Source organism: Enterocloster sp. HCN-30185, assembly GCF_037890305.1.
GTDB lineage: Bacteria > Bacillota > Clostridia > Lachnospirales > Lachnospiraceae > Enterocloster.
Genome location: NZ_JBBKBT010000015.1, coordinates 14,378 through 37,939, shown reverse-complemented (window position 1 = coordinate 37,939; position 23,562 = coordinate 14,378). Strand labels below are relative to the sequence as shown.

Sequence of the window (23,562 nt, the reverse complement as noted above, 5' to 3'; positions counted from 1 at the left end):
CATCATCTCATCCTCTCCTTTACATCTGTGCAAGGTATTCTTTATAACCCAGTTTTTCCAGCTTTTCCGCCTTTTTTACCACATCATTTTTAAGGCCCTCGGAATACAATTTAAGCTTTTCAAGAAGCCCTGAATCAGAAGCAGCAAGGATCTTTGCCGCAAGGATGCCTGCATTGGCTCCTCCGTTGATGGCTACAGTGGCAACGGGAATGCCGCTTGGCATCTGTACGATGGAATAAAGGGAATCTACGCCGCCCAGGTCTGAGGTCTTCATAGGAATACCGATCACGGGAAGGGGGAATACAGCTGCACACATACCCGGCAGATGGGCTGCCTTTCCAGCTCCTGCGATAATTACCTTAAAGCCCTTTTCCTCGGCGCTCTTTGCCCACTGAAAGAAGATATCCGGCTCTCTGTGGGCAGAGATAATCGTCATCTCATAATCAATTCCCAGCTGATCCAGGATCTCCGCTGCCTTTGCCATAACCGGCATATCTGAGTCGCTGCCCATTACAATTCCTACTTTTGCCATGTTTCAATCTCCTTTTCTAATAATAAATATTAGCTTTTCTAATAAGTATCTTTTTATATCTTAATGTTACTTATAATTATAATACTAAGAAACTCTGGCAACGTCAATACTATTCTTCTAAAAAAGAAGCTTAAAAAAGGGCGCATTACAGCGCCCGGTTTAATTCCTCTGTTCCAGGCAGCACAAACTGGCCGGCCTGAATCAGCAGAATTTCACTTCCGTCTGCCTTTACAGCCGTGATATCCCCCAGTTCATTATAAGGAATGGTAATATCTGTATGACAGCTGAAATAGGCTCTGGACATATCTTCTTTTCTTAAAAGGGAAATCTCATTGTCCCTGGCAATCACTTCTTTTCCGTCAGGATTGTACATGGGTGAATCCTCGGCAAAGCTGTAGCAGGTATCTCCCACTGCAAAGTGAGGCCCTGTCTTTTCTGCGATCAGGATAGGAAGCTTGCTGCCGATGTTGTATTTTTTTGCCATGGCATAAGCTGCGGTGTTGGTTCCAATAGCGAACTCGCCTAAGGGAAGCCAACTGTGACCGTTTAAGATTACCTGCTTTACCAGTTCTTTTCCTGAATCGAAATTTCCGCAGGAAAACTCCGTCACCCTTCCATCCTCAAACTCCAGACGAAGATCCTTAAAGAGATACTCCCTCACATAGACCTCCTTCACATGAAGCAGGCCCTTTGTTCCCTCTAATACCGGAGAAGTAAAGACTTCCCCCAGAGGAATATTTACATCGGAAACACAGTTTTCAAAGTTTGTTTCCCTGGAAGGGTCATCTAAAGTGTGCAGATGAACAGTCAGATCGGTTTCATTACCCTCCCGTCCTGTGATCCGCACATACTCCGCCTGATCCAATGCATCAATAAGCGTCTGCTGGATTTTCTGGTAGGTATCGTAATCCAAAGTATTGATCCGGATAGTTTCCTTAAAAATCTCCTCAAAATCAGGCCCGATCTCCGGTCTTGGAAATGCGATGATGGTAAAACTGGTCTCATCTCCGGGCATATACTGGTTCACGATCTGCCTGGATGCAGTGGCATAGGAAAGAGTCAGCTCCTGCTGGTGATCATTTAAAGAAAACGCAGTCTTCTTATTTACCGGCTCAAATTCCTCTTCCCCAAAGGTTTCCACCACAGCCGGACCGGCACACATAGCTGCCAGGTCTTTATATTCCTCATAAGCGGTTTTTAAAATAGACAGCTTGCGCTCCTTAAAAGCATTTCCCATATACAGGGCGCTGTCATAGCGGTGGTCATAATCATACTGGCGGTTGGCAGACGTACCGTAATATCCCCTTTTGCCGTTTGAACGGCGGTTTAATGACTCCACTGCGGCACGATAGCAGACCGGTTCCAGCCCCAGGCTGCGAAACTGCTCCACTGCACGGCGGATCATGCACTCAAATCCCAGCTGGTATTCCACTACCACTGTCTTTTTCTTTGAAAGATCCCTGCCCATTACCTCAAAGCCGCGGCGGTAGCCTTCTGTATAGGTATGGGCCATTTTTTCAATGGTTTCCTCCGGCAGCGAAGCCATAAACGCTGCCAGCCTACGCTCTGAATCAGAAACATACTCTCCGTACTGATACAGATAGCGCAGATCTGTCAGGTCTGAATCCATAATGATATCTGCTGCAAAGCTTAAAGCAGGATCCAGCCCTTCTCTGATCCGCCATGGCAGATGCAGATCTACATAATCGCTCACATACCAGTACAGCGCATCCCGTACCGCCTGCTCCCTGGGAGTCTCATTTTCCTCCTCCCATGCCTGGGTAAAAAGGTTATAAACCTCTAAAAAGATCTCGCACAAAATCGCAATATATTCCAGGCGCATTTCAAAGGCATACACAATGCAGCCCCTGAGTTCTGTATAAAGAAAGGATAAAAGAGGGCCAAATTCCTTTCCCAGACAGTCTGCCGCATAATCAGGATTGGCAAAGCTCTCCCCATAATTTTCAGGGAGAATATCCTCATAAAGGCGGTGATTCCAGTCTGAAAGCTCCTCTAAGGAAAGCTTCTCCCAGCTCTCCGGCAGTTCTTTCTCCCCAATTCCCCTGGCAGTTAAAAGCTCACGGATCATGCCTAAGAATCCGGCGGTCCGTTTAAAATAAAGGCCGTATGGCAGACGAGCGTCCTCCTCCTTAATCGAACGGATACGATCCAGAGAAAGCTCCAGGCGTTCCCTTACGGCTTCATTTTCTTCCCGTAATAATATTCTGTAATCCATAGAAAACTCCTACTCTACCGTCCTGTAAATCCTATGATAAGAATCACAGCCCAGATAATAATAAGAATGCCCTCCAGGGCGATTCCGATCTTAGCCAGGATATAGTTGCAGTTATCCTCCGTAAATGAAAGGATACCATACCACAGGCCTGCCGCAGCAGCCACAATGCTGGAAAACCCGTAGGCTCCTGTATTTAATCCTCCCTGTCCGGCTCCCTTTAAGGAAAGATAAATGCTGAAAGTTCCCAGCCCTAGTGCCAGGATTCCCAGTCCCAGACAGAAGAAGCTCTGTCTTGCAAAGGGATTTCTCACATAGGATATTTTATTTCCCACCTGTCTCAACGCTTCCACCTCCTGTAATGGATGAGAACCCTCACATAATGAGCGATCCCATGAATATAAAAGCCAATACCGGCTCCCAGCGTATTCAGGAACATATCGTCCACATCAAAGCTTCCCACCCGCAGGATCAGCTGAAGGGTTTCTAACATCAGGCTCCATATAAAGCCGAACATCACTGTATTATACCACAGGCGGCTTCTTTTGCTGATAATGGGCAGAAAGAAACCAAAAGGGATAAAGGCTGCGATATTACCTACAATATTGATCATAAAAAGGCCGAAGCCGAGAACCTCATAATAACGGAAATAACGGCCGATTTCTTTAAAAAGCACCAGATTGTAGGCATATTCCCGATCCGTTTCCGTTCGTCCGAAGGATTCTGAAAAAAACATAAAGTAGGCCAGAAGGCAGAGATACAGTATAAACAGTACCCATCCTGCCTTCTGGCGCGGGGTGGTATGTCGGATCATCACAGCCCGCCTGTTAAAATTCAATCTCGGATTTGCGCTTTAAAAGCAGCGCACCGTTTACGATTGAAATAATTCCCACAGCCAGTCCTGTCACTGCAATGATGATACCCACAGCAATACAGCCGGCGCCGGTATTGCGCATGGTCTTATATACTCTTTCCATATTTTTACTGCCTTTCATGGTTTGTACAGCCAGGTTCCATTCTAAGCGAATGGTCACGCCTGCGCTCCATACTCTGCATAGTATGCGTCAATGGCTGCCTTTAATGTATCATTGATCACAATTTTTCCACCGCATTCCTTATTGTACAGGTATTCGGTCACATCTGCCATGGTAACAATGGCTGCTGTGGGGAAACCATAGAGATCCTTGATCTCGTCTAAAGCACTCTTTGTTCCCTTGCCACGTTCCATACGGTTTAAAGATACGATCAGACCCTTGATCTCCACATCGCCCTGAGCCTTTAAGATGGGGAAGGTCTCCTCGATAGACTTACCGGAGGTGGTTACATCCTCGATGATCATCACACGGTCTCCGTCCTTAATAGGACTTCCTAAAAGAATACCTGTATCGCCATGATCTTTTACCTCCTTACGGTTGGAGCAATAACGGATATCCTTTCCGTAAAGCTCACTGATCGCCATAGTGGTTGCCACGCTTAAGGGGATACCCTTATAAGCCGGTCCAAACAGCACGTCAAAATCCAGGCCAAAATTGTCATGGATGGCCTTTGCATAATATTCGCCCAGCTTACGCAACTGTGTTCCTGTCACATATGCTCCTGCATTCATAAAAAACGGGGACTTACGTCCGCTCTTTAATGTAAAATCTCCAAACTTAAGTACATTGCTCTCTACCATAAATTCAATAAATTCCTGCTTATACTGTTCCATGTAATAAAACCTCCTTCATTTCTTCTACCTAATTTTACCATAGATTGCGGGCATTGTGAACTACCTATTGTCTGAAGCCAATGAACTTCCTGCTTCATAGACCTCGCTGCCTTACCCCACCGTCTAAAGCCAGTGGGATTGCGGCAGCCTCATTTCAACCTCCCAGCATAAATTTCTCTACGACCAGCCCCACCCCGTCCTCATTGTTTGAGGCAGTGATATAGTCCGCTGCATTGCGCACAGGAAGAACCGCATTTTCCATGGCCACTCCCAGACCGGCATACTGGATCATAGTCAGGTCATTATAGCCGTCTCCACAGGCGATCATCTCTTCCCGTTTCATGCCGATCCGCTCTAAAAGCCGCCCCAAAGACTGGGCCTTGTCAATTCCCTTTGGCATAACCTCCAGGAAAAATGGCTCTGAACGGTAGACACTGAAATCCCGGCCCATGGCAGCCTTTACCCGCGGCTCCACCGTTACCAGATAATCTCCGTCATCCAGCATCAGAAACTTTGGAACCGGAAAGGACACATAGCCTTTCATGTCTTCTACCTGGCGCAGAGGCAGGTGATTGATATTGGATTCCTTGACGGCATAGGGACATTCCTCATTGTTTGTGATGATCTCCTCCCCCTCATAGGTCAGGATATCCACTCCGTACTCCTCTGCCAGACCGATGATTTTCTCATTTGAATCCACGGGAAGCAGGGAGGAAAATACCACTTCCCCGGTGCCGCAGTTTGTGATCATACCGCCATTATAGGATAAAATATAGCTTCCGTACGCTGCAAGCTCAAGCTCCTCTGCCAGCGGCTTGATCCCTGCTGTGGGCCGCCCGGAAGCCAGAACCACGATCTTTCCCATTTTCTGGGCTTCCATAAGAGCCTGTTTCGTTCTGGGAGTAATGATTTTATCCCTGTTTGTGAGGGTTCCGTCCAGATCCAGGACGATCATTTTATATTCCATTTTATAAATTCTCCTGATTTTTCATTTAAACTGCCGGTTGAAACCGCTGTATCCGTTTTATTTTACCAGATAACCATCTATAAGAAAAGCCCGGATTCACCCTTGAGTTTCCGCTTTTTGCAGTGTGACCTGGGGTCTGGTGTGCAGGGCGACTTTGAAGGTCATTAGAAAACCTTAGAGGATTAAATTTTTTGTTAAAATCCATATCAAACCTGTTTGAGCGCAGCGAGTTTTTGATATGGCTTTTGTTTTTAGAAAAATTTCAGACTCTTAGGCTTTCTTATGACCGGAAACCGGAGCCCTGCACACCAGACCCCAGGGTGCGGTGCAAAATGCGGAAACTCAAACGGATTCACCCTAATGCAAAACATGCAATACAATAACAGTATAAAACCATATCCAAGGAGATTCCATTATGTATGCAACTCATACCCGAAAACTCTGGCCTCTTCTCACAGCCGGAATCCTTGCTGCGCTGTCCCTCTCTGGCTGCCAGTCCTCCCTCTCCCCAGACGGACAGACTGCCGTCACCCTCAGCGAAGTAGCCCACTCCATCTTCTACGCCCCCCAGTACGCTGCCATTGAACTGGGCTATTTTGAAGAGGAGGGCATTGATCTGACTCTTGTAAATGCCGGAGGCGCTGACAAGGTGATGACCTCCTTAATCTCCGGAGACGCCCAGATCGGTTTTATGGGTTCAGAAGCCAGCATCTATGTTTATCAGGAAGGTTCGGATGATCCTGCCGTCAACTTTGCCCAGCTGACCCAGAGAGCCGGGAATTTTCTGGTAGGAAGGCAGGCGGAGGAAGATTTTAAATGGCAGGACCTGAAGGGTAAGACGGTGCTGGGAGGAAGAGCCGGCGGCATGCCCCAGATGGTATTTGAATATATCTTAAAAAAGAACGGTCTTGATCCTGTTAATGACCTCACCATCGACCAGAGCATCAGCTTTGGCCTCACCGCGGCGGCATTTACCAGCAGTGCTGCGGATTATACCATCGAATTCGAACCTTTCGCCACAACCCTTGAAATGGAGGGAAGCGGTGCGGTGGTGGCGTCTCTCGGAACAGAATCCGGCTATGTACCCTATACGGCCTACAGCGCCAGAAAAAGCTATCTGAAGCAGCACCCGGAGGTAATCCAAAGCTTTACCAATGCCATCCAGAAAGGTCTGGACTATGTAAACAGCCATTCCTCTGAAGAAATTGCCAAGGTCATTTCCCCGCATTTTAAGGAAACGCCGGTGGATAAGCTGGCCCTGATTGTAGATCGCTACAAATCCCAGGATACCTGGAAGGAGGATACGGTCTTTGAAGAAAACAGCTTTACGCTGTTAAAACGTATTTTGGAGGAAGCAGGGGAATTAAAGGCAGAAGTCCCCTATAACGAACTTGTGACAATGGATTTCTCCAAAAAAGCAGCAAAAAATTCTCAATAACACCCTTGACAAATACTCTCTATTCATATATAATTCCCCTAATTATCACTGTATCACATTACTACGCTAAAGTTTTAGCATCACCCTTATGCTAAAGCCTTACAAAACCGCTAAAAGGGAGGATTATTATGAAAAAAACAGTTCAGATGTTAATCGTTCTGGCCTCTGCAGCCGCTCTGACCGCCATAAGCGGCTGCTCTGCCATAGGTTCTGCCCCCACTCTGCCATCAGAAACAATCCCTGATACCATATCCGCTTCCTCTGAAGCTGCCAAAGCCGCCTCTGAAGAAACCACCGGCAGCAATGGAGGAAGCCGCCTGAACGATATCCTGGCCCGCGGATATATTGAGGTAGCCATGGAGCCTTATTTTGCTCCCAATGAATTTATCGATCCTTCCAGACAAGGAGAGGAACAGTACGTTGGAGCCGACGTTGATCTAGCCCGTTATATTGCCGACAAGCTGGGGGTAGAGTGCCGGATCGTTCCTCTGGAATTCTCCGCAGTCTTAACCGGCGTTACCGAAGGCAAATACGATCTGGCGATTTCGGCTCTTGCCTATACCCCGGCCCGCGCAGAGGCTATGGAAATGTCAAAAGGCTACCGTTTTGATGAGGATAACGCCAACAATTTTGGTCTGATGATTCGCAGCGGAGATCTGGACACGATCAAAAGCGCTGATGACCTGACCGATAAAATCGTAGTCTGCCAGAGCGGCTCCCTGCAGGAGCTCTTTGCTACAGAGCAGATTCCGGCCTGCAGGGAGCTGAAACGGGTATCTGCTACCACCGACGGTTTTTTAATGGTTCAGGAAGGAAAAGCAGATGCGGTTGTGACTGAAAAAAAGACAGCAGAGCTTTTTATCGCAGCCAACGCGGAAAGCAGTATGGTCATTGTTCCCGATTTTTCCTTCGTCGTTGACGAGAGCACTTCCGGAACGCGGATCGGAATCCCCAAAGGCGAAACAGCTCTTTTAAACAGGATCAATGAGATCATTGATGAGGTCACAGCCTCAGGCATATATGACGAATGGTATGAGAAATACACAGCATATGCAAAAACTCTGGGATTATGACATCCTGCTCCCTGCAGGGATACACATAATAAAGAAAATGAAAGAAAGGTGACTTCCGATATGTGGGCAACGATCATCAAAATGTGGAATCGATACAGCTATGTATACATACAGGGACTGACGGGAACCTTGTGTCTGGCCGCCATCACCGTACTGTGCGGCACCGTACTGGGCACTCTCCTGGCCATCATGCGGCGTTCCCGCATCAAACCCTTCCAGTGGTTCGTACAGTTTTATGTCTGGGTTCTCAGGGGAACACCAATCCTTCTGCAGCTCTATTTTTTCTGGATCTTCCTTCCCAGAGCCACCGGGATTAAAATTCCTGACTCCACCTGCATCATCATCGCCCTGATCGTCAATGCCAGCTCTTACGTATCGGAAATCATCCGGGCCGGCATCCAGGCCGTAGATATCGGACAGACGGAGGCAGCCCGCAGCCTGGGGATGACCGCCCGGAATACCATGACTAAAATTATCCTTCCTCAGGCAGTTAAAAATATCCTTCCTGCCCTTGGAAATGAATTTATCACCATGATTAAACAGGCTTCCCTGGCGTCTGTCTTCTTTATCAATGAACTGACCACCTCATACAAAACCGTAGCCTCCGCTACCTTCCGGCAGGTGGAATCCATTATCATTGCCGGCATCATCTATCTGCTGGTGACCACAATACTCGGCCGGATTATGGCTTATGCTGAATGGAGGATGAAACAAAATGAACGCTGAAAACAAAATCTGTGCCGAAGCCCGGCCCATCATCCAGGTAAACAATCTGACAAAATCCTTTGGAAAGCTGGAAGTCCTGAAAGGGATTTCTGAAACTATTTACGAAGGCGAAGTAGTCTCTATCATTGGTCCCAGCGGCGGCGGAAAAAGCACCTTTCTCCGCTGCCTGAATCTGCTGGAAACCCCGGACTCCGGCACCATCCTGTTCCGAAACTCCAATATCACGGATCGTTCTGTCAACGTAGACCAATATCGTCAGCATCTGGGCATGGTCTTCCAGCATTTTAACATTTTCCCCCATCTGAAGGTAATAGACAATGTCACCCTCGCCCCGGTGCTGGAAAAAAAGATTCCAAAGGCGCAGGCAAAAGCCGCCGCTCTCCGTCTGCTGGAACGGGTAGGTCTCTCGGACAAAAAAGACGAATATCCCAACCGGCTCTCCGGGGGCCAGAAACAGCGGCTGGCCATCGTCCGTGCTCTGGCGATGGAGCCGGAGATCATGCTCTTTGACGAACCCACCTCCGCCCTGGATCCGGAAATGGTAAAAGAGGTGCTGAACGTAATCCGGGATCTTGCCAGCTCCGGCATGACCATCCTCATCGTCACTCATGAAATGGGCTTTGCACGGGAGGTCAGCGACCGCATCTTCTTCATTGCAGACGGCATTGTTCAGGAAAAGGGAAGTCCGGAGGAACTGTTCCTGAATCCGCAAAACCCCAGAACCAGAGAATTTCTGGGAAAAATATTATAAGTATATGGAAGGAGTACCTATGAAAACCTTGGAGTTTATCGAAAAGATTATCGAAGAAAAATCAACCCGTATCATCGAGGCCAACGATCAAATCTGGGAATTTGCCGAACTGGCATATCATGAATATCAGTCTGCCGGGCTGCTCTGCCAATTTCTGAAGGATGAAGGTTTTACGGTAGAAACCGGTCTGGCCGGTATCCCCACCTGTTTTCAGGGAACTTATTCCTATGGATGCGGAAAACCGGTCGTTGGTATTCTGGGAGAATATGACGCCCTTTCCGGTTTAAACCAGGCGGCTGCCTGCCCGTCCAGACAACCTATCATCCAGGGAGCACCTGGCCACGGATGTGGACACAGTGCCCTGGGTGCCGGAGCTCTGGCAGCCGCCATTGCCGTCAAGGAATATCTGAAAACCTTCAAAAAAAGCGGCACAGTCATCTATTTTGGCTGTCCGGCAGAGGAGGGGGCCGGTTCCAAACAGTTCATGGCCAGAGCCGGGCTGTTCGATCAGGTGGATTTTGTTTATACCTGGCACCCGGACTCCATCAATCAGGTGGACAACTCCCACAATAACGCGATTATGGGAGCCAATTTCCACTTTAAAGGCCTTACTTCCCACGCCGGCTCTGCCCCCTATCTGGGCCGAAGCGCCCTGGACGCCGCAGAGCTGATGAGCGTAGGCTGCAATTATCTGCGGGAACACATGATTCCGGAAGCCCGGATCCATTATGCCTACATTGACGCCGGCGGCACTGCCCCCAATGTGGTACAGGACCGCTCCACCGTCCGGTATGAAGTGCGTTCCCCTTATGTCCGCCAGCTGACAGAGCTGTTCAACCGTGTCGTGGATGTGGCAAAGGGTGCCGCCCTTATGACCGGCACTTCCATGAATTATGATCTGTCTATGGCCTTTACGGAATACCTCCCCAACAAAGCCCTTGCCCAGATCGCAGACGCCTGTATGCAGGAGGTAGGCGCACCAAAATGGACCGAGGAGGACTACCGGCTGGCCAGACAGTTTTTGGATTCTTATGATGATACTGCCCGGAAAATGATCCGTGACGAAATCATTCAGATCTATGGAGAAGACCGGCTTGAGGAAATTCTGTCCAAACCTTTAGACAGTGAGATCCATCCTTTCGATCCCAACCATATCATCCAGACTGCAGGCTCTACCGACGTAGGCGATGTGGGCTATGCAGTTCCTACTCTAAATCTGCGGGTTGCCGCCTGCTGTGTGGGCAATGTGGGGCACACCTGGCAGATGACGGCCCAAACCTGCAGCCTCATTGCCCATAAAGGGCTCCTAACGGCCGGAAAGATGATTGCCCTGTCTGCGATCCGCACCATGGAGCGCCCTGACATCATTGACGCCGCCAAGACAGAGACTCTTAAAAGAAACGGCGGTCATTATACCTGTCCCCTTCCCGATCACGTGCTTCCTCCATTAGAGACATATTAAAAGTCAAAAGCTTTCTCAAGCCTCCATATTTTTATCATCCATTTCAGATAATCTCCATACTGCGCCTCCCGCACCGCCTCTGCGGTCACTACATCCATCTCTCCGATCTTCTCTCCGTTTAACAGATATTCCAGCACCCCAGCCTTCTGGCCCGGCTCCACCGGAGCCGGAAGGGACTCGGAGAGAACAAGCTTCTTTTCCACAGATGAAAGATCTTCTCCCTTAAGGCTGAGATATCTGAATGTACCGTTCAAAACCAACTCTGCCCCGCTTTTAATTCCTCCTTCTACCGAAATTTCCGGAAGTGTGATCCCCTCTTTATCCTCATAAAGCTTACAGTTTGCATAGCCATAGTTTAACAGCGTCTGTGCGTCTGCAAAACGTGCCTTGAAATCAGGAGCAGCCATGATCGAAGCGATCAGGCGCACCCCATCCTTCTCTGCCGTAGCTGACAGACAGTATTTTGCCAGAGAGGTGGAGCCTGTCTTTAAGCCGGTAACCTTAAAATTCGTTGCCATCCGCAAAAGTTTATTTGTGTTGGAAAGACCAAATTCCTTTGTCCCCTGTTTTGTCACATGAGTAATATTTTCCATCCAGATTGTTGAATAATTGTGGATCTGAGGATACTGATCGATCAGCTCCCGGCTCATAAGAGCAATATCTCTGGCAGTTGTCACATGGGAGGGATCCTCTGTAAGACCGCAGCAGTCCACAAAATGGGTTTTCGTCATCCCCAGACCTTCGGCACGTTCATTCATCTGCTGTACAAAGGCCTCCTCTGTACCGGAAATATACTCCGCCATGGCTACAGAAGCATCATTTCCTGATGCGATCACGATGCATTTAATCAGTGTTTCCACCGTCTGCGTTTCCCCTTCCTCCAAAAATACCTGGGAACCGCCCATGGACTTTGCATGAGCGCTGGTAACGACCTCATCGGAAAGGTGGATCTTCCCTTCTGCCAGGGCATCAAAAATCAGGATCAGCGTCATGACCTTTGTAACGCTGGCAGGATTTCTTTTATCATCCGCCCCTTTTTCATATATAATCTGCCCCGTAGATGCCTCCATGAGAACGGCTGAAGGCGCTGATATCTGGATTGCCGTCTGAGAAGCTGCCGCATCTCCCGCTTCTGCCTGTATCTGCGCAGTTTCTCTGCTTACCGCTCTGGCCGGCACCCCGGCCGGAAGCGCAAGCTCCGGTTCAGAAGCCAATGCTGCCGTCACCTGCCCTGCCGTCATAAGAAGCGCAAGCAAAAAGCCTGCTGCTTTTGTCCGTTTCATACACGATTCCTCCAAACATTGCTGCTCTCTGCCTAATATATGAAACCGGACAAACGCTTTATGTCGCATCAAAAAAGACAAAACCCCCGGCTGCGGCTTCTGCCGCTGCCAGAGGTTATTTTATACTATGTGTTCCTATACTTCCTTTAAAGCCTGTCTTAAGGCCTCTGCCATCTCCTCATACTCAGCGTCTGTGAGAATGGTTCTTCCGCTGTTCATCTCAAAGGTACCGCCCCACTCTTCTCCGCCCTTATATTTGGGAACGATATGGAAATGAAGGTGGCAGCCTGTGTCGCCGTATGCGCCGTAGTTTACCTTATCGGGATGAAATACCTTGTGTACGGCTCTTGCCACCTGAGCCACCTCTGCAAAGAAATCATTTCTCTCTTCATCTGTTAAGTCGATCAGCTCGCTGACATGCTTTTTGTGAGCCAGGATCACTCTTCCCTTTTTACTCTGCTCCTTAAATACATAAAGAAAGCCTGTCTTCATCTCGCAGACCGGATAGGCAAATTTTGCTACCAGCTCTCCCTGCATACAGTATGCGCAATTTGGATCTTTTACCATTTCTGCCATAATTTTATCTCCTTTTCATAGCCGGCTCTGCTGTGTCAAAAAGCAGCCGCCGCTTTTGGGTAATTTCTATTTTAAACATACCACGGCTTCCATCAAATTTCAATCACTTTCATTTCCTGAATTTTATGTTATAATTAAATTGATACAATTTTACTTTCATTCAAACAGGAGATTTACAACTTATGAGCCGAAATGATTTCAGACGCCGGCAGGCCCAAAGACAGCGAAGAAAGCTTGTCCGGCATCTTCCTATTATACTTGCACTGTTTCTGGCGTTTTCAGCCCTGGCAGCAGGCGTTTTTGCACTGACCCGCTTTGTCTTAAACAGACAGCCCATATCATCTGCTTCCGCCTCCTCCAGTACAGCCAAAACAACCTCCGAAGATCCGGCACAGCCTATCTCTTCCCCGGCCTCTGGCACACTTGCTCAGGCCGCATATATCGCTGCGGGCTATGACTACGACCGTGCCATTGCTCTCATTAAAGAAGACTCCTCTCTGGCAGAAGACCCCGCTGCCCTGGAAGCGATCACATCTTATGAGGAAGCAAAGGCTTCTCTCTTACCAGCTGATGTGCAGAACGTTCCCCATGTATTTTTCCATTCTCTTATCATGGACACTGCCAAAGCCTTTGACGGCGACAGCCGGACTCCCGGCTACAATTCCGTCATGACTACAAAGGATGAATTTTTAAAGATGCTGGATGCTTTCTATGAGGACGGTTATGTTCTGGTACGCATCCGGGATATTGCCTCTGAGACTACAGATGAAAATGGAAATACCGTTTTCTCCTGGGGAGAAATCCTGCTTCCTGAGGGCAAAAAACCTCTGGTCATGTCCCAGGATGACGTATGCTATTATCCTTATATGGAAAAGGACGGCTTTGCACGCCGGATCGTCATCGGAGAGGACGGAAAACCCACTGCTGAAATGGTCATGGAAGACGGCTCCATTTCCACCGGCCCTTATGACCTAATCCCGATTTTAGAAGATTTCATCGAAGAACACCCCGATTTTTCCTATAAAGGTGCCAGAGCGATCATCGCCTTTACGGGCTATGAAGGAATTTTAGGCTACCGCACTGCTGCTTCCTACAGTGACAGTCCGAACTATGAACAGGATAGAGCGCAGGCTGCAAAGGTAGCCCAGTGTTTAAAAGACAATGGCTGGGAGCTTGCAAGCCACAGCTGGGGCCATCTGTGGATGGGCGTTTCCTCCGTACCCGGAGAAACCTTCAAGATCAGCGACGAGCGCTTCTATACAGATACGGACAAGTGGGAAGCAGAGGTAGAATCTCTTATCGGGCCAACCGATATCTACATCTATCCCAACGGCAATGATGTGGCAGACTGGCGGCCCTATACAGAGGATAATTACCGTTTTAAATATCTCCATTCCAAGGGCTTCCGGTATTTCTGCAATGTGGACGCAAGCAAGCCCGCCTGGATCCAAAAGGGAAGCGACCATCTGCGGATGGCCAGACGGAATCTGGACGGCTACCGTCTTTACGAGGATATGATCCAGACGGATCCATCCAAAAAACGGCTGTCCGATCTCTTTGACGCTTCTCAGATCTTTGATGCCTCACGGCCCACTCCCGTGACTTGGAGCTATACACAGAATGAAGCGGCCGCAGATGCCTCTGCCCCGGCAGCACCGGAAACAGTTCCATCCGAAAGCGCTGCTTCCCAGTAAACCAGATCTGAACCATCCTGTCTCCTTTCGCGTATACTACATCAAAGACGTACTTAGGTGAAAGGAGATTTTACAAAATGACACCCAAACTGGATGTAAACGGAGTCAGCTTTTCCTACCATACGCTGGAAGGAGAAACGCTGGCTCTTTCTGATATATCATTTTCCCTGTCTCCCGGTGAATTTGCAGCCGTGGTCGGCCCGTCCGGCTGCGGAAAATCCACCCTTCTTTCTCTTCTCTGCGGTTTGTCCAAACCTGATACGGGGCAGATCCTCTTAGACGGCCATCCGCTGCGCCAATCGCCGTCTGATACCGGCTATATGCTCCAAAAGGATCATCTTTTTCCGTGGAGGGATATTTTATCCAATGTATCTCTGGGACTGGAAATCCAGAACCGCCTTACCCCAAAGACAACTGCCCGCTTAAAGGAAATGCTCTCAGCCTACGGCCTTGAAGGCTTTGAACACGCCCGGCCCTCTGAGCTTTCCGGAGGAATGCGCCAGCGGGCCGCTCTGATCCGTACTCTGGCGCTGGAACCGGATCTTCTTCTTTTAGATGAGCCATTTTCTGCTCTGGATTACCAGACACGGCTTTCTGTATGTGACGATATCAGTTCTATCTTACGGAGCACTAAAAAAACAGCCGTTCTTGTGACCCACGATCTTTCAGAAGCCATCAGCATCGCAGACCGGATCATCATACTCACACCCCGGCCCGGACGGATCAAAAAAATCCTTCCCATCCATTTCCCGGCTGACTGTGCAACACCTTTAAAAAGACGTAACTGTCCTGAATTTTCCGGATATTTCAACGCTGTATGGAAGGAGCTGAAAACAGATGAATAATCCCTTACTCTCCCCCTCGTTAGCCCAGCAGGAATACCTGGCCGACCAGCTGCGCCGACGGAGTATGATCCGTATCTGGCGCATCCTTCTTCTGATTCTGATTCTGTCTTTATGGGAGCTGTCAGCCGGCTTAGGTCTCATCGACCGGTTTATTTTCAGCAGTCCAAGCCTGATCTTCAAATGCCTGATTTCTATGACTGCCGACAGAACCATCTTTCTCCACACAGGCGTTACCCTCATGGAGACGCTTATAAGCTTTGCTGTCTGTACCGCAGCCGGTCTGGTCTGTGCCCTTCTTCTCTGGGCCAGTCCCTCTGCTGCCAGCGTTTTAGAGCCATTCTTAGTTCTTTTAAACAGTCTGCCCAAATCCGCTTTGGCTCCGCTTTTAATCGTATGGCTGGGAAATAATACCACCACCATTGTCACAGCGGCCGTTTCCGTGGCTCTCTTTGGCTCGATCCTTACTCTGTACAATGGTTTCTGTCAGACCGATGAAGACAAAATACGCCTGATCCGTTCCCTTGGAGGAACCAGAACAGACGTACTCTTTAAGGTTCTTCTGCCAGGCTCCCTCCCCATGGTGATCAATAACATGAAGGTCAATATCGGCCTGTGCCTGGTCGGCGTCATCATTGGTGAATTTCTCTCCGCACGGGCAGGACTGGGATATCTGATCACCTACTCCGCCCAGACCTTTACCATGACGGTGCTTATGACCTCCATCATGATTCTGTGCCTGCTGTCCTGGCTTTTATATCAGGCCATTGCCTGTGTGGAAAAGAAGCTGACACGATAAAATGCAAAATGCAAAAACTCAAAAACCGGTCTGCTTGCACTCCCATTTCTCCTATGATATGATGAAACCATCTGATTAAAGCAGAGCATTTCCGCCGATAAAGCCCGCAAAAAGGAGAAATCAATGGACCTGATCAACCAGTTTATTGACAACTACAAAAAGAAATTTAACTACTATGAATCTGTAGGCCGTCTTGCAGCCGGTCAGCTGGAGGCTGTGCTGCGCTCCTCCGGTATCCGGGCCATGGTTACCTACCGGGCCAAAAATCCGGGACGCTTAAAAAGCAAGGTTCTCCGCCGCAATGTCAAGCGCCCGGTTCCTTACCGGAATATAAAGGAAATCTATGAGGACATCGCCGATCTCTGCGGTGTCCGGGTTTCCCTCTATTTCCCCGGAGACCGCCTTCAGGCAGACCAGCTGATCCGGGATCAGTTCCACATTCTGGAAAGCAAGCAGTTCCCGGAGCAGTCAAAGCCTCCTACTTATCATAAGCGTTTTTCCGGCTACTGGGCCAACCACTACCGTGTCTATCTGAGAGAAGAATTGGTACAACCCTCAGAAAAACGCTACTGCCGGGCCAGAATCGAAATTCAGGTAGCGTCCGTCCTGATGCACGCCTGGTCTGAGGTAGAACATGACTTAATCTACAAACCCCTTCAGGGTACGCTTTCCAAAGAAGAGCTTGCCATCCTAGACGAGTTAAACGGTCTTGTCCTTGCAGGAGAAATCGCCCTGGAGCGCCTGCAGGCTGCAGGAAATGAACGGATCCGCAGCAAAAATGCTGTTTTTAACAACCAGTACGAGCTGGCTTCCTATCTTTACAATTACCTCAGCAGCAATTTCCGCCCGGAGGATATCGAACTGCGGATGGGAAATATTGAGCTGCTCTTCCGGCTTTTGTCCAGCCTGAAGCTGCTGGACGTAAAGTACATGGGCCCTATTTTAAAGGCAGTTAAATTTGAAAAGGACAAACGGAACATTTCCCAGCAGATTATTGACCAGATCATCAGCGGAAATGAAAAGCGGTATCTGGCCTACCAGTCCTTAAAGGCAGCCGGCTCTAAAGAGGATGAGGAACGTCTGAAAGCCATCAGCGCCTTTTTCAGTCAATGGGTTCCCCTGGAAGCGCTTTTAAACCGCACCACCAAGCGCAGCTCCCGTTCCTTAAGCGTCTTTAATATCAACGCCCTGAAACGGACCGGGCTTTTTGACAAAGACAGCCTGAATCAGATTGCATTTCTTAGAAAAATGCGCAATACCCTGATCCATGATATTGAGGTTCCGGAAATCTCCTGCATACGGGAGCTGGCCGAACAGGCCCGGGCTCTGAATGAAACTCTTTTAAAACTCCTTGAGCCGGAAAAGGACGAGGCAGACTAAAGGTTATTATCCCAAAAGCTCCCGGATCATTTTTCCGTCAAATACCACCTTTTCAAGATGATCCACCTCGATCTGATACAGGGCATTGGCAGCGATATGCTCCGCAGCCTGCTCCAGATCACGGATTCCGCTCGTATCTGAATAAAGCTCCACTACGGTATCAAGAGCCTCTTCGGTCAGGATACACTCCTCTTTGCGCAGGCTCATGCGGCGCAGGATCTTTGGCAGAGCAAATTTTGAGAAAATGATCTTTTTTTCTTCCAATGTATAGTCCGGAATATCGATCACCGCAAAACGGGACATTAATGGTGCGCTGATCTGCTCCTTATTGTTAGCTGTGGCAATGGGATATACGCCTGAGGTAGGCACCATACATTCCATGTAGTTATCCGTAAAGCCCAGATTGTCAAGCAGGGTTAAAAGCACATCTGCCGGATTTCCATTTCCTTTTCCGGAAGCCGCTTTGTCCAGTTCATTGATGATAAATACAAGATTGGACTCTCCTGCCATGGAAAATGCCTCCATGATAATTCCCGGCTTTGCGTTGGCATAGACTCTGGAGCTTCCTGTCAGCTGCTCCGGGTCATTGATGGAGCTCATATCCAGAGTTGTCCACGGCAGCTTTAAGATTCTTGCCACCGCATAAGCGATCTGGGATTTTCCCGTACCCGCAGGCCCCACCAGCAAAAGGCCGTATGCGGGCAGCGTGTGAGTTCGGTTGATCTGGATAATGGTTTCTATAATCCTCTGCTTTACCCGCTCCATGCCGTAAAGCTCTTCATCTAAAATCCGTCTTGCCTCTACCGGATCAATGGCTTCAAAATAATCATGCTTCCACCGCACGTTCATCATAATAGACAGCGCTCTCTGAGCATGGCGGCGCTCCTCCGGGGATACCTCATGTGACTTTGCCACTGCCAGGTTTCTTCTTGCCCAGAGACGGATGTGATCCGGAAGGGTCTTTCCTGCACAGGTCATAAAATCCGTAATGCTCTGGAGACTGGTAAGCTTCATATCATCTCCTTCTTCAGTTTCCTCTTCCTCCTCTGTCTCAGAAGGCGCACTGCTGGCAAACAGACGCTCAATCATAAACTGCAAAAAGCCGTCCTCTGCTGAAAGCTTGGTTCCTCCCCCAAAGGCTGTTTCACGGATGCGGTAAACGGAATAGCCTTCCTCCCTGTTCTCTCCGGACAGACGCACATTGATATGGTTTTCCCCCAGCCACCGGATCAGGCTTACAAACCGGGCGTCTATTTTTAAAATATTTCCACTGACCGTTTCGCCTCCATCCTTAAACTCAAAAGCAGTTCCCCTTACAGGATTGGTAAAGAGACCGCAGGTGTGATGCTCCCACTGCTGTCCTTTTGTGTCTAATACCAGAATCGGCTGCTCCGGCGCTGCCTGAGGAGCATCCGAATAAAAAATACTGTATGTACACTCTGCTCCCTTTGTATCTTCCGTTTCCGGCGTATGGTTAAAATCAAACACTGGCATAATCAAATTCCCCTTTTTGTACAAAGATCTACGGCCAGGAATCTTTTCCAAAACCGTGCCTTTTTAGTGTAACATGAAATCGCTCCGCCAACAACCGGCGGAGCGATTTTCTTTATACATCCTTTATGCATGTTTCATTTTTTCTATTTTCCAACCGTCTTCCAGATTTCTTTCCTCAGGCTCATACGAAGACTCCCGAGGCGGCATAAGTCCTTCGAAGAAATGATCCAGCCTGTCAAACAGACGGCCGCCTATTTTATACAGTACAGCCAAAGCACCCAGCAGAATAATTTCTTTCATCCTCTTCACATCCCCTTACTTCTGCTTTTTTATTTTATTATACCCTGTGCTGTATAAAAGCGGCATAAGTATCCATAATGCCTGTATTAAGGTTGTATAAATATCCCTTTTTCTTCTATATCGTTTGACATAAAGCAAACTTTACCATTATAATGAAATGCAGTACAAAAGAAAGGGTTAAAAAGGATAATCATGATCGAATTTATTACTTCCGTAAACACAGCTGTAAACAGCTTTATCTGGGGAGTACCGGCCATGATCTGCATCATCGGAGTAGGACTTTTCTTAAGCCTTCGCACCCGTTTTATCCAGATCCGCCGCTTTCCCTATGCCATCCGCACCACTCTGGGCCGCATGTTCAGCAAAAAAGATGCCTCCGAAGGCGCCATTACCCCCTTCCAGGCAGTCTGTACTGCCCTTGCGGCTACTGTGGGTACGGGAAATATCGCCGGTGTAGCCGGAGCTATTGCCATCGGCGGTCCGGGCGCTGTATTCTGGATGTGGATTTCCGCATTTTTAGGAATGTGCACCAAATTTTCCGAGGTTACTCTGGCGGTTCATTTCCGGGAAACTAATCCGGACGGCGATCTGGCCGGAGGTCCCATGTACTATATCAAAAATGGGCTTGGGAAAAAATGGATGTGGCTCGCCTATCTTTTTTCCATTTTCGGTATCCTTACTGTATTCGGAACCGGAAATGCCACTCAGGTCAACACCATCACAACGGCTGTCCGGTCTGCCCTCACAGGCTACGGCATCCTGCCTGACTCTGCTGTCGGTACCTTTAATCTGGCTATGGGCATCCTTCTGGCTTCCTCTGTCGCTCTGGTGCTCCTTGGCGGCATCAAGCGCATCGGAAGTGTAGCGGAAAAGCTGGTTCCTTTCATGGCTCTGCTCTACATTCTTCTGTCTTTTGGCGTGGTATTTTTCCATCTGGAAAATGTTCCCGGCGTATTTTCCTCAATCATCCAGGGAGCATTCTCTCCTTCTGCTGTCACCGGCGGAGTGGTAGGAAGCTTCTTTACCAGTATGAAGCGCGGCGTTTCCAGAGGCATCTTCTCCAATGAGGCCGGACTTGGTACAGGCTCTATTGCCCACGCCTGTGCGGATACAGATGATCCTGTCCATCAGGGTATGTTTGGTATTTTTGAGGTATTTGCAGATACCATTGTGATCTGTACCCTTACTGCTCTGGTAATTCTCTGCAGCGGTATTCCCATAACCTATGGACAGGATGCCGGAGCAGAGCTTACGATCCTGGGCTTTACCTCTACCTACGGAAACTGGGTGTCCATTTTTACCGCGATCGCCATGTGCTGCTTTGCCTTCTCCACCATTTTAGGCTGGGGGCTTTACGGCGCAAGATGTGTGGAATTTCTCCTTTCCGCAGCCTTTATAAAGCCCTTTATGGTAATCTACGCTCTGGTATCCATTCCCGGAGCTACTATGGATCTGGGGCTTTTGTGGAGCATTGCCGATACCTTTAACAGCCTTATGTCCATTCCCAACCTGATTGCTGTCTTCCTGCTGTCCGGAACGGTAATTCGGCTGACGCGGGAGTATTTCTCAAAGAACGCATAAACCGTACAGCAACCCATCCGCCAAAAAACATAAAAACGGCAGTACCGTAAGACTTCCTTTCAAGTCCGTCCGGCACTGCCGTTTTTATTTTCATCCTACTGCCCGTTATTTAAAACCTCCACAGCCTTTTTAAGCTGATTGTCATCCTCCGGGCGGATCACTGCCTGCGTTCTTAAGGATTCATCCAAAGGAACCTCCACATCCGGCACAATTCCTTTTTCATGAAGGTCAAAACCGCTCGGCGTATAATAGTGGGCGGTCGTAAGCTTAATGGCAGAACCATCTCCCAGAGGAATGAGATTCTGAACAATTCCCTTTCCGTAGCTGGTAGTTCCTACCACGACTGCTCTTCCATAATCCTTCATCGCACCTGTAAACACCTCCGAAGCGCTTGCAGAATCACCATTTACCAGAATGGCGATAGGAAGATCCACTGCATGGCCATCGGAAGCGGTATAGGTTTCCCCTTCTCCGTTTCGGTCAGCCGTATAAACAATGAGCGATTTTCCCTCTCCCTTCTTAAAATCCATCATATCATCCGGGATCAGATAGTCCACCATGGCTACGGCGCTGTCTAATATACCTCCGGGATTATTCCGCAGATCGATCACCAGCTGCTTCATTCCCTCTGCCGTCAGGTCATCAATGGCTGTTTTAAACTGATCTACTGTAATCAGATCAAATTCGCTCACAGCCACATAACCTGTTGTTTCATCCAGCATCCGGGACTCCACAGTAGGAACCTCTATTTTCTTTCTGGTAAGAGTCAGATCCACATAGGCGTCCTCGTCTGCCCGGTATACGGTAATCTGCACCGGAGTTCCTTCTTCTCCCTTTACATAATTGCTCACGATCACATCCAGGCTTTCCCCTGCTACTAACGTATCTTCTACCTTATAGACCACATCCCCCGGCCGCATCCCTGCCTCCAGAGCCGGAGAGCCGTCAAATACCTTTACCACCGTACAAAGGCCGGTAGTGCGGTTCTGGCTAATCATAGCCCCGATTCCGGAATAGGTGCCGCTGGTGCTTTCCTGCATCAGCTTATAATCCTCTTCGGAATAATATACAGAATAGGGATCATCCAGGCCTGCCATCATACCGCGGTAGATAAAATCCTCTACATTCTGAGCGTCCTCGTCATAAAGAAATACCTGGTCTATGATCTGCTGGATCATCTCCATCTTTGAGGTCACCTGCTCAAAGTCCACTCTCTTTGCAGGCTCCTCCGTAATAGAGGGAGCGCCGGGCTGAGGCTGACGGCTGATCACCCGCCGTCCGAACAGGTAGATTCCCGCAGACATACCTACGATGATCAGCCCCACAAACGCCATGACGAGAGCTCCCGTAAGAACTCCCATCCAGAACCGGTTCTGGCTTCCTGCCGCCTTTCCTCTCTCGCTTTGTCTGTCATATCTTTGATCTTCCACTTTTTGTCTCCTATCTGGCCTTTAAGGGGCCTCTCTGTCCTGTTACACTGTATGCCCCTTTATGGACTTACATAACCGGAAGGATTTACATAGCTTCCGCCGGACCGGACGCCAAAATGCAGATGAGGCCCTGTGGAATATCCTGTCGATCCTACCTTTGCAATAGTCTGTCCCTGTTTTACAGTCTCCCCTTCCTTCACGAGAAGCTGAGAGCAGTGCATATATACAGTAGTAAGCCCGCCGCCATGATCGATCATAATATAATTTCCGGCCGAATAGCTGTATGTAGAGATCACTACCTTGCCATCTGCTGCCGCCACAATAGAGGAACCGGACGGCGCCGGAATGTCAATTCCCTTATGATTGGTAGAAGCTCCCTCGGTCGGTGAGCTCCGGTCCCCAAACGCGGATGAAATCCGTCCGCTTGCAGGACAGGGCCATATAAAATTAGTGTTCCCTTTTTTTACCGTACTATCCCCACCGGCAGAAGACTGATTTTTCTTGGCTTCTTCTGCCCTTCTGGCTTCTTCTGCTTTTCTGGCTTCCTCTTCCTTTCTCCGTATCTCCGCCTCCACACGGGCCATATGCTCCTCCTGGGCTTTGATATCCGCATTATACTGGTCAATCTCTCCCTGTGCAGAAGCGATCTTCGTCTCATAGGAAGCCAGCTCTGCCTCCTTGGAAGCCATCAGTGTCTTTACCGAGCTCTGCTTTGCCTTCGTGGAATCCTGAAGGGTAAGAAGCTCCTGATGCTCCGTCTTAAGAGCTTCCTCCTTTAAAGCCACCTCCTGCCTGGTTTTTCTGTACTCCTCCAGCATTTTCCTGTCATAGGAGGTAATCTGGCTGGCATACTCTGCCCGGTTTAAAAGCTCTGCAATGCTCTCTGACTGCATCATGGACTCCAACAGGCCAGTCTGACCATTTTCATACATATACTGGATCCGCAGCTTCATGTCCTCATACTGGCGGTTCTCCGTAACTTTGGCTGTTTCCAGCTCCGCTTTCGCTTCCTCTATCTGCTCTTCCTTCCGGGAAATATCTCCCTCCAGCTTTGTAAGCTCCCCTGCCAGGGCGGACAGATTTCGATCCAGCTCCTTTACATAGGCCGCTGTATCTGACTTCTTTCCCTCCAGCTCCTTTAAGGCAGATTCTACCTTTTTCTTTTCCTCCTCCATGGAGGAAACCTTTTTCTTCGCATCCTCTATGGCCTTACTGGTGGCATAGGAGGAAAATACCGTTCCCAAGGTCAAGGCGGCCGCTGCTGCCAAAACCGCTATCTTCTTTTTTCTCATA

23 protein-coding genes are annotated in these 23,562 nt (G+C 48.8%); 10 read left to right on the top strand and 13 right to left on the bottom strand.

Annotation, left to right across the window (positions count from 1 at the left end; translation table 11 throughout):
- Window positions 1–19 precede the first annotated feature (19 nt).
- From purE to WKT10_RS13500, 7 genes are all read right to left on the bottom strand, one after another.
- Window positions 20–532, bottom strand: coding sequence for a 5-(carboxyamino)imidazole ribonucleotide mutase (gene purE / locus WKT10_RS13530; protein ID WP_066549830.1), 513 nt, complete (start codon window positions 530–532; stop codon window positions 20–22).
- A gap of 145 nt (window positions 533–677) precedes the next feature.
- Window positions 678–2,768 (bottom strand): aminopeptidase, encoded by a 2,091-nt coding sequence (locus tag WKT10_RS13525; protein ID WP_340277754.1) that lies wholly within the window; start codon window positions 2,766–2,768, stop codon window positions 678–680.
- A gap of 14 nt (window positions 2,769–2,782) precedes the next feature.
- On the bottom strand, window positions 2,783–3,100 hold the full coding sequence (locus WKT10_RS13520; RefSeq protein ID WP_331624741.1) for a DUF6142 family protein: 318 nt from the start codon (window positions 3,098–3,100) through the stop codon (window positions 2,783–2,785).
- A gap of 5 nt (window positions 3,101–3,105) precedes the next feature.
- Window positions 3,106–3,579, bottom strand: a complete 474-nt coding sequence (locus tag WKT10_RS13515; protein WP_066549846.1) for a VanZ family protein — start codon at window positions 3,577–3,579, stop codon at window positions 3,106–3,108.
- Window positions 3,580–3,592: 13 nt separating this feature from the next.
- The gene (locus tag WKT10_RS13510; RefSeq protein ID WP_066550955.1) at window positions 3,593–3,742 is read right to left on the bottom strand and encodes a cytochrome C biosynthesis protein; all 150 of its coding nucleotides are present in this window, start codon (window positions 3,740–3,742) and stop codon (window positions 3,593–3,595) included.
- A 53-nt stretch (window positions 3,743–3,795) separates the two neighbouring features.
- Window positions 3,796–4,473 carry an orotate phosphoribosyltransferase gene (gene pyrE, locus WKT10_RS13505; protein WP_066549850.1) on the bottom strand — a complete coding sequence of 226 codons (678 nt, stop codon included), beginning with the start codon at window positions 4,471–4,473 and terminating at the stop codon, window positions 3,796–3,798.
- Window positions 4,474–4,627: 154 nt separating this feature from the next.
- Window positions 4,628–5,440, bottom strand: a complete 813-nt coding sequence (locus WKT10_RS13500) for a Cof-type HAD-IIB family hydrolase (protein WP_337433509.1) — start codon at window positions 5,438–5,440, stop codon at window positions 4,628–4,630.
- Between the two features lie 415 nt (window positions 5,441–5,855).
- On the opposite strand from WKT10_RS13500, the gene WKT10_RS13495 reads away from it, so the two are divergent.
- From WKT10_RS13495 to WKT10_RS13475, 5 genes are all read left to right on the top strand, one after another.
- Entirely contained in the window at window positions 5,856–6,878 is a 1,023-nt protein-coding gene (locus tag WKT10_RS13495; RefSeq protein ID WP_340277751.1) for an ABC transporter substrate-binding protein, read from the top strand.
- Window positions 6,879–7,006: 128 nt separating this feature from the next.
- Entirely contained in the window at window positions 7,007–7,951 is a 945-nt protein-coding gene (locus tag WKT10_RS13490; RefSeq protein ID WP_340277749.1) for a substrate-binding periplasmic protein, read from the top strand.
- 60 nt (window positions 7,952–8,011) lie between these two features.
- Window positions 8,012–8,677: an amino acid ABC transporter permease gene (locus tag WKT10_RS13485; protein WP_066549861.1), complete on the top strand. Its 666-nt coding sequence runs from the start codon at window positions 8,012–8,014 to the stop codon at window positions 8,675–8,677.
- Window positions 8,667–9,428, top strand: coding sequence for an amino acid ABC transporter ATP-binding protein (locus tag WKT10_RS13480; RefSeq protein ID WP_331467962.1), 762 nt, complete (start codon window positions 8,667–8,669; stop codon window positions 9,426–9,428). The genes WKT10_RS13485 and WKT10_RS13480 overlap by 11 nt, the downstream gene beginning before the upstream one ends.
- A 19-nt stretch (window positions 9,429–9,447) precedes the next feature.
- Window positions 9,448–10,890, top strand: coding sequence for an amidohydrolase (locus tag WKT10_RS13475; RefSeq protein WP_340277743.1), 1,443 nt, complete (start codon window positions 9,448–9,450; stop codon window positions 10,888–10,890).
- Here WKT10_RS13475 and WKT10_RS13470 read toward each other — a convergent pair.
- The gene (locus WKT10_RS13470; RefSeq protein ID WP_417045978.1) at window positions 10,887–12,173 is read right to left on the bottom strand and encodes a D-alanyl-D-alanine carboxypeptidase family protein; all 1,287 of its coding nucleotides are present in this window, start codon (window positions 12,171–12,173) and stop codon (window positions 10,887–10,889) included. The two genes, WKT10_RS13475 and WKT10_RS13470, sit on opposite strands and share 4 nt — an antisense overlap.
- 135 nt (window positions 12,174–12,308) lie before the next feature.
- Window positions 12,309–12,749, bottom strand: coding sequence for an HIT family protein (locus WKT10_RS13465; protein WP_066549871.1), 441 nt, complete (start codon window positions 12,747–12,749; stop codon window positions 12,309–12,311).
- Window positions 12,750–12,931: 182 nt separating this feature from the next.
- On the opposite strand from WKT10_RS13465, the gene WKT10_RS13460 reads away from it, so the two are divergent.
- The 4 genes from WKT10_RS13460 (at window position 12,932) to WKT10_RS13445 (ending at window position 17,464) form a co-directional block, all read left to right on the top strand.
- Window positions 12,932–14,443 (top strand): polysaccharide deacetylase, encoded by a 1,512-nt coding sequence (locus WKT10_RS13460; RefSeq protein WP_340277741.1) that lies wholly within the window; start codon window positions 12,932–12,934, stop codon window positions 14,441–14,443.
- Between the two features lie 77 nt (window positions 14,444–14,520).
- A complete protein-coding gene (locus tag WKT10_RS13455) occupies window positions 14,521–15,288 on the top strand; it encodes an ABC transporter ATP-binding protein (protein ID WP_337433515.1) in 768 nt (255 codons plus the stop codon).
- Window positions 15,281–16,084 carry an ABC transporter permease gene (locus WKT10_RS13450; RefSeq protein WP_340277739.1) on the top strand — a complete coding sequence of 268 codons (804 nt, stop codon included), beginning with the start codon at window positions 15,281–15,283 and terminating at the stop codon, window positions 16,082–16,084. The genes WKT10_RS13455 and WKT10_RS13450 overlap by 8 nt, the downstream gene beginning before the upstream one ends.
- 123 nt (window positions 16,085–16,207) lie before the next feature.
- Window positions 16,208–17,464, top strand: a complete 1,257-nt coding sequence (locus WKT10_RS13445; RefSeq protein WP_340277737.1) for a RelA/SpoT domain-containing protein — start codon at window positions 16,208–16,210, stop codon at window positions 17,462–17,464.
- 6 nt (window positions 17,465–17,470) lie between these two features.
- On the opposite strand, the gene WKT10_RS13440 is transcribed toward WKT10_RS13445, so the two are convergent.
- Entirely contained in the window at window positions 17,471–18,958 is a 1,488-nt protein-coding gene (locus tag WKT10_RS13440; protein WP_066549881.1) for an AAA family ATPase, read from the bottom strand.
- Between the two features lie 123 nt (window positions 18,959–19,081).
- Window positions 19,082–19,258, bottom strand: a complete 177-nt coding sequence (locus tag WKT10_RS13435) for a hypothetical protein (protein WP_167544890.1) — start codon at window positions 19,256–19,258, stop codon at window positions 19,082–19,084.
- A gap of 192 nt (window positions 19,259–19,450) precedes the next feature.
- On the opposite strand from WKT10_RS13435, the gene WKT10_RS13430 reads away from it, so the two are divergent.
- On the top strand, window positions 19,451–20,839 hold the full coding sequence (locus WKT10_RS13430) for an alanine/glycine:cation symporter family protein (protein WP_340277733.1): 1,389 nt from the start codon (window positions 19,451–19,453) through the stop codon (window positions 20,837–20,839).
- Between the two features lie 95 nt (window positions 20,840–20,934).
- Here WKT10_RS13430 and WKT10_RS13425 read toward each other — a convergent pair whose 3' ends face one another.
- Entirely contained in the window at window positions 20,935–22,200 is a 1,266-nt protein-coding gene (locus tag WKT10_RS13425) for a S41 family peptidase (protein WP_081423018.1), read from the bottom strand.
- Between the two features lie 128 nt (window positions 22,201–22,328).
- Entirely contained in the window at window positions 22,329–23,561 is a 1,233-nt protein-coding gene (locus WKT10_RS13420; protein WP_317439378.1) for a murein hydrolase activator EnvC family protein, read from the bottom strand.
- Window position 23,562: the final 1 nt, after the last annotated feature.

Coding starts and splice junctions, on each gene's coding strand:
- WKT10_RS13450 (WP_340277739.1), top strand. CDS start 15,281: ATGAATAATCCCTTACTCTCCCCCTCGTTAGCCCAGCAGGAATACCTG.
- WKT10_RS13430 (WP_340277733.1), top strand. CDS start 19,451: ATGATCGAATTTATTACTTCCGTAAACACAGCTGTAAACAGCTTTATC.
- WKT10_RS13485 (WP_066549861.1), top strand. CDS start 8,012: ATGTGGGCAACGATCATCAAAATGTGGAATCGATACAGCTATGTATAC.
- WKT10_RS13455 (WP_337433515.1), top strand. CDS start 14,521: ATGACACCCAAACTGGATGTAAACGGAGTCAGCTTTTCCTACCATACG.
- WKT10_RS13440 (WP_066549881.1), bottom strand. CDS start 18,958: ATGCCAGTGTTTGATTTTAACCATACGCCGGAAACGGAAGATACAAAG.
- WKT10_RS13465 (WP_066549871.1), bottom strand. CDS start 12,749: ATGGCAGAAATGGTAAAAGATCCAAATTGCGCATACTGTATGCAGGGA.
- WKT10_RS13515 (WP_066549846.1), bottom strand. CDS start 3,579: ATGATCCGACATACCACCCCGCGCCAGAAGGCAGGATGGGTACTGTTT.
- WKT10_RS13425 (WP_081423018.1), bottom strand. CDS start 22,200: ATGGGAGTTCTTACGGGAGCTCTCGTCATGGCGTTTGTGGGGCTGATC.
- WKT10_RS13490 (WP_340277749.1), top strand. CDS start 7,007: ATGAAAAAAACAGTTCAGATGTTAATCGTTCTGGCCTCTGCAGCCGCT.
- WKT10_RS13445 (WP_340277737.1), top strand. CDS start 16,208: ATGGACCTGATCAACCAGTTTATTGACAACTACAAAAAGAAATTTAAC.
- WKT10_RS13420 (WP_317439378.1), bottom strand. CDS start 23,561: ATGAGAAAAAAGAAGATAGCGGTTTTGGCAGCAGCGGCCGCCTTGACC.
- WKT10_RS13480 (WP_331467962.1), top strand. CDS start 8,667: ATGAACGCTGAAAACAAAATCTGTGCCGAAGCCCGGCCCATCATCCAG.
- WKT10_RS13500 (WP_337433509.1), bottom strand. CDS start 5,440: ATGGAATATAAAATGATCGTCCTGGATCTGGACGGAACCCTCACAAAC.
- WKT10_RS13495 (WP_340277751.1), top strand. CDS start 5,856: ATGTATGCAACTCATACCCGAAAACTCTGGCCTCTTCTCACAGCCGGA.
- WKT10_RS13510 (WP_066550955.1), bottom strand. CDS start 3,742: ATGGAAAGAGTATATAAGACCATGCGCAATACCGGCGCCGGCTGTATT.
- pyrE (WP_066549850.1), bottom strand. CDS start 4,473: ATGGAACAGTATAAGCAGGAATTTATTGAATTTATGGTAGAGAGCAAT.
- WKT10_RS13435 (WP_167544890.1), bottom strand. CDS start 19,258: ATGAAAGAAATTATTCTGCTGGGTGCTTTGGCTGTACTGTATAAAATA.
- WKT10_RS13470 (WP_417045978.1), bottom strand. CDS start 12,173: ATGAAACGGACAAAAGCAGCAGGCTTTTTGCTTGCGCTTCTTATGACG.
- purE (WP_066549830.1), bottom strand. CDS start 532: ATGGCAAAAGTAGGAATTGTAATGGGCAGCGACTCAGATATGCCGGTT.
- WKT10_RS13460 (WP_340277741.1), top strand. CDS start 12,932: ATGAGCCGAAATGATTTCAGACGCCGGCAGGCCCAAAGACAGCGAAGA.
- WKT10_RS13475 (WP_340277743.1), top strand. CDS start 9,448: ATGAAAACCTTGGAGTTTATCGAAAAGATTATCGAAGAAAAATCAACC.
- WKT10_RS13525 (WP_340277754.1), bottom strand. CDS start 2,768: ATGGATTACAGAATATTATTACGGGAAGAAAATGAAGCCGTAAGGGAA.